This window comes from Thalassobacterium sedimentorum (assembly GCF_031127905.1).
In the GTDB taxonomy this organism is placed as follows: domain Bacteria; phylum Verrucomicrobiota; class Verrucomicrobiia; order Opitutales; family Coraliomargaritaceae; genus Thalassobacterium; species Thalassobacterium sedimentorum.
The window spans coordinates 1-419 of sequence record NZ_JARXIC010000133.1 but is presented as its reverse complement, the minus strand read 5'-3'; the positions used below and the strand labels follow the sequence as shown (position 1 = coordinate 419).

Genomic DNA, 419 nt, shown 5'->3' with positions numbered 1-419 from the left:
AGACGGAGCATCCCCTCGGCGGGCAAGTCAAACACGTGTAGGTAGAGCTCATTTCCTTTTGTGGTGATATCCCCCCAACTAAATCCCTGGTCAAAGGGCGACGCGCTCGCACCATAGATCGCCTCCCCATTCTCAGCGAGCCACTCCCCCGAAGCCGTGAGTGCTTCAACCGCCGGGGCAGGAATCGTGCCATCGCCCTTCGGGCCGATGTTCAGCATATAAGAACCGCCACGAGCGACCACCTGAACGAGACGCTCACAAATCAATTTGGGTGACTTCCAGTTTTGATCATACCAGGCGTAGGACCAGGAGTCATTGGTCGTGTCCACCGTTTCCCAAACGCCCACATTCGGGCGCACAGGCGGGATGTGCATATCACCGAGCGATACGTAGTCACCATATCCACCGCCGATTCGGCT

At 57.3% G+C, this 419-nt stretch carries 1 protein-coding gene; it reads right to left on the bottom strand.

What is annotated here, in order from left to right; genetic code table 11:
• Positions 1–419 (bottom strand): alpha-L-fucosidase (locus tag QEH59_RS19160; RefSeq protein ID WP_308986913.1); only part of this gene is annotated, 419 nt, incomplete at both ends.